The sequence below is a fragment of the uncultured Anaerovibrio sp. genome, assembly GCF_947302755.1.
GTDB lineage: Bacteria > Bacillota > Negativicutes > Selenomonadales > Selenomonadaceae > Anaerovibrio.
Genome location: NZ_CAMYWM010000170.1, coordinates 1 through 4,256, shown reverse-complemented (window position 1 = coordinate 4,256; position 4,256 = coordinate 1). Strand labels below are relative to the sequence as shown.

Genomic DNA, 4,256 nt, shown 5'->3' with positions numbered 1-4,256 from the left:
TAAGGACCTCATCCGCCTCGCACACCTCGGCACCTTCTCCAAAGGAGAAGGCAGACAACTAGCCTTATCCCATTGCCGCGTGAAGCCTCTTTTATTTTTGCAAATGATAGCCTTTTTCACTTGACAAACAAATTGATAAAAGGTATCATTATCTATGCTTGATGAAAGTAATTATCGTTTTTATTTCACTCAGCGTGGATGCTGTGAGGATAAAAACGATGAATAGATTTGCAGGGAGGTATGAAAATGACTCTTAAAGAGTGTAAAACCGGCATGTCCGTGCGGGTGGAAAACATAGGGGATTCACTGCTGAAGGAACGGCTCATGACCATGGGACTTATTCCCGGTACTACTGTGAAGGTGCTTCGCTCCGCTCCATTGGGGGATCCGATGGCCATCGGTATCCGTTCTTATAATTTGGCAATGCGCCGTGATGATGCAGACAAGATAGAAGTTACACAGGTGGGATGATAATGGCAACAATGGCAATGGACAGCAATATAATAAAGGTAGCACTTACCGGTAATCCAAATACCGGCAAATCGACTATTTTCAATGAAATAACCGGGGCCAGACAGAAGATTGGTAACTGGCCTGGCGTTACAGTTGACAAGAAGGAAGGTCATGTTACCTTCGAGGGCAAGCACATTCAGGTAATCGATTTACCTGGTACCTACAGCGTAAATGCCAGAAGCCCTGAGGAAAAAATCGTAATTGATTATTTGCAGGAAAACAAGCTGGATTTGGTGGTGGACGTAATTGATTCCTCCAATCTGGAACGAAACCTGTTTTTGACGGTACAGCTGCTGGAAAAGGGCATTCCCCTTATGCTTGACCTGAATATGCAGGATGAGGCCAAGCGGCGCGGCATCAAGATTGATGTGAAGAAGCTGGAAAAGAAGCTGGGTTATCCGGTATTGCTTACTGTGGCCCGGGACGGCAAGAGCATAAAGAATCTTCTTAATGTATTTACCTCCGTTTCCATGGAAAGCTATGGCCCCAGCGAGGAGCTTCAGGCCCATGTTGCCAAAATTAAGGAAATTGAGAACAGCGGCCTTACCGGTATGGATCTGCAGGAGGCCATCATAAAGCAGCGTTATGCCTTTATCGATGAAATTTTGGCTGATGTGGCTGAGATATCCAATGTGGGCTCCACCCTTAGTGAAAAAATGGATTCGGTGCTGGCCAATGGTGTTTTGGCCTTGCCTTTATTCCTGGTTATTCTCTATGCTGTATTCCAGATTACCTTTGAGTGGATTGGTCAGCCCATTGCTGATGCTTTGGAAGAGGTTATTACCGGTGACTTTACAGAGTGGGTAGCCGGGGCCCTGGAAGGGGCCGGGGTGGCTGACTGGATGCAGGCCCTTATTCTTGATGGTATTATTGGCGGTGTTGGTTCCGTTATTATTTTCGTTCCCCTTATTTTCATGCTGTTCTTCTGTCTGAGCTTCCTGGACGGTACCGGCTATATGGCTCGTGTAGCATTTATCATGGACCCTATTATGCGCCGGGTTGGCCTCAGCGGCAAGAGCGTGATGCCGTTGATGATGGGCTTTGGCTGCGGCGTTCCATCTATTATGGGTGCCCGGGCCTTGGACAATGAAAAGGACCGTATCCTGTCTATTTTGGCAGCACCCTTCCTGACCTGTGGTGCCAAGCTGCCTATTATGGCCCTGTTTGCGGCCATGTTCTTCCCGGAAAATGCTGCTAATGTGGTATTTGCTATGTATATCGTTGGCGTAGTTATGGCTATTGTTTCCACCAAGCTGCTGACTGCGGCTAAATATAAGGATGAAACGGCTACCTTCCTGTTGGAGTTACCTCCATACAGAATGCCGGATATGAAGACTGTTCTTCTGGAAACCTGGGATAAGGGCAAGGGCTACCTGGTAAAAGCCGGTACCATTATCTTTGTGGGCTGCGTGCTCATTTGGTTCCTGGGAGCATTTAATATGAATGGTATGGTAGAGGAGCAGAGTGAGTCCTTCCTGGCCTCCATCGGTGCCGTTGTGGGTGCCCTGTTCACCTTCCATGGCTTTGGCAACTGGGAAGCCGGTGCAGCAGTTATCTCCGGTATTTTGGCCAAGGAGTCTGTGGTTTCTACCATCGGTGTTCTTTATGGTCTCCCGGATATCTCTGCTGAGGCTGAGGATGCTGTAGAGACTGCCGAGGCTCTTAGCTCCACCGGCATGGCAGCGGCCTTTACCAGCCTGTCGGCCTTGGCCTTTATGGTATTCTCCCAGATTTATACGCCATGCGTAACTGCCTTGGGTACCATTAAGAAGGAGACTAATAGCTGGAAGATGATGTTCTTTGCAGCTGGTTATATGTTCGCTTTGGCATGGGTAGTTTCTCTGATAGTATACCAGGGAGGAAAGTTGTTGGGCTTTGAATAAAGGAGGCTCCTAATATGGCAACTTACGTAATTGGTTTAATACTTTTGGTATTGCTCGGTTTGGCCGGACGTCATGTATGGAACAATTTCCGTTCCGGCAAGCATGATTGCTGTGGCACAGATTGTGGCTGTGGTTGTGGCAGCCACTGTGTCAGCCGAAAATAAATTAAAGTAAAGACTGGAGAACAGCTGTAATTATGTGCCTGTTGTTCTCCAGCTTTCTTTTTTTGGTATCAGTTCATCTAATGAATTACTTGACATATCGTGGCAAAAGCTATAAAATAACAGCGTTGAAGAGAATAGGTTTTTCGGTGCTGACGGATTAGTGGAGTTCACCACATGTACCGGAAAATGACGATAAGCCGACCGTCTGGGCAGGGATTTGTCCGGATGGTTTTTTCTTTTTCCGGCAAATCCTTTTTGTGTTGCAGAAAGGATAGATGTACATGCGAAATCGTTGGCTTATTGCCCTGGCTGCTATCGGAATTCACATATCCATTGGCAGCGTGTATGCCTGGAGTGTATTGACCAAGCCTATTATGGCCGAGATGGGCATTACCCTTAAGGAAACTACCTGGACCTTTTCCCTGGCCATTCTCTTTTTGGGTCTGTCCGCCGGTTTTTTGGGCAGCTTTGTGGAAAAACTGGGTCCAAAAAAGAGCGGTTTGCTGGCCACCCTGTTTTTTGGAACGGGGATGCTGGGGACAGCCCTGGCCATTGAACAGGGCAGCCTGGCCCTGTTGTATCTGTTTTATGGTATTATCGGCGGTATAGGTCTGGGGATTGGCTATATAACACCGGTATCCACCCTGGTAAAGTATTTCCCCAATCATCGGGGCTTTGCCACAGGGCTGGCCATTATGGGCTTTGGTTTTGCGGCCTTGGTGGCAGGTCCGGTTATGCAGTATCTCACAGGGGAGTTTGGCCTGAGAAACAATTTCCTGATATTGGGTGCCGTATACATTCTGATTATGAGCATGTCGGCCCTTTATTTAAAGGCACCGGCCACCAGCTGTGCTGTGGAGTCGGGGAATGGTGTCACCCATCAGGGAGCAACGGCCAATGAGGCGGTCAAGACCTGGCAGTTTTCCGCTCTTTGGTGGATTTTCTTCGTAAATATTACCTGCGGTATCGGCCTGTTGTCCGTGGCGTCTCCCATGGCCCAGGAGGTAGTGGGGATGGATGCGGCAGCGGCTGCTTCCATGGTAGGTATCATCGGCCTGTTAAATGGGGCGGGACGCATTATCTGGTCCACCGTCTCTGATTATATTGGCCGGGGCATGACCTATATTTTGTTTTTCCTGATTGAAATTGCCGCCTTTTATCATTTGGCCAATACCGTTGATGCGATGCTGTTCCAGCTTCTTATTCTATTGATAATAAGCTGCTATGGTGGTGGCTTCTCCTGTATGCCGGCCTATCTCTCCGATTTGTTTGGCACAAGGGAGCTCAGTGCCATCCATGGGAGAATTTTGACAGCCTGGGGGCTGGCGGGAATTGCAGGACCATCCATTATTGCAGTGTTCAGGGAAAATACCAGCGGCTATGGTTATACCCTGTATTTCTTTGCCGGCTGCTTCGTGCTGAACTTCCTTATTGCCCTGGTACTGAAGGCCTACGGCCGCCGCAGAAGAGTACATACCCTTATTGGCTCCCATTAAATGAGACTTATTCACTGGGATATTTAGCACCCGTTAGTGTGGGGCTAAAATATATATTAAAGCATATCGGGATAGTTGATTTTTTCAGCTGTCCCTTTTTTGTGTCATGGTGAAGCCTAAATGTATTTTTAATTCGGAATTCTTAATTAAGCCTTCCCCTTGCGACGCGAATGAAATGAGCTAGTCCCGTAGGGGAATGG

The 4,256-nt window shown here is 47.9% G+C and carries 4 protein-coding genes and 1 riboswitch; all 4 genes read left to right on the top strand.

What is annotated here, in order from left to right:
- The first annotated feature begins 246 nt into the window (after positions 1-246).
- Complete coding sequence (locus Q0Y54_RS11945) at positions 247-471, top strand: FeoA family protein (protein WP_297968303.1); 225 nt, start codon at positions 247-249, stop codon at positions 469-471.
- Between the two features lie 2 nt (positions 472-473).
- Positions 474-2,396: a ferrous iron transport protein B gene (gene feoB / locus Q0Y54_RS11940; RefSeq protein ID WP_297968300.1), complete on the top strand. Its 1,923-nt coding sequence runs from the start codon at positions 474-476 to the stop codon at positions 2,394-2,396.
- Between the two features lie 14 nt (positions 2,397-2,410).
- Positions 2,411-2,560 (top strand): FeoB-associated Cys-rich membrane protein, encoded by a 150-nt coding sequence (locus Q0Y54_RS11935; RefSeq protein WP_297968297.1) that lies wholly within the window; start codon positions 2,411-2,413, stop codon positions 2,558-2,560.
- A 135-nt stretch (positions 2,561-2,695) separates the two neighbouring features.
- Positions 2,696-2,778, top strand: a riboswitch (ZMP/ZTP riboswitch).
- Positions 2,779-2,835: 57 nt separating this feature from the next.
- Positions 2,836-4,056, top strand: a complete 1,221-nt coding sequence (locus Q0Y54_RS11930; protein WP_297968294.1) for an OFA family MFS transporter — start codon at positions 2,836-2,838, stop codon at positions 4,054-4,056.
- Positions 4,057-4,256 lie beyond the last annotated feature (200 nt).

Coding starts and splice junctions, on each gene's coding strand:
- feoB (WP_297968300.1), top strand. CDS start 474: ATGGCAACAATGGCAATGGACAGCAATATAATAAAGGTAGCACTTACC.
- Q0Y54_RS11945 (WP_297968303.1), top strand. CDS start 247: ATGACTCTTAAAGAGTGTAAAACCGGCATGTCCGTGCGGGTGGAAAAC.
- Q0Y54_RS11935 (WP_297968297.1), top strand. CDS start 2,411: ATGGCAACTTACGTAATTGGTTTAATACTTTTGGTATTGCTCGGTTTG.
- Q0Y54_RS11930 (WP_297968294.1), top strand. CDS start 2,836: ATGTACATGCGAAATCGTTGGCTTATTGCCCTGGCTGCTATCGGAATT.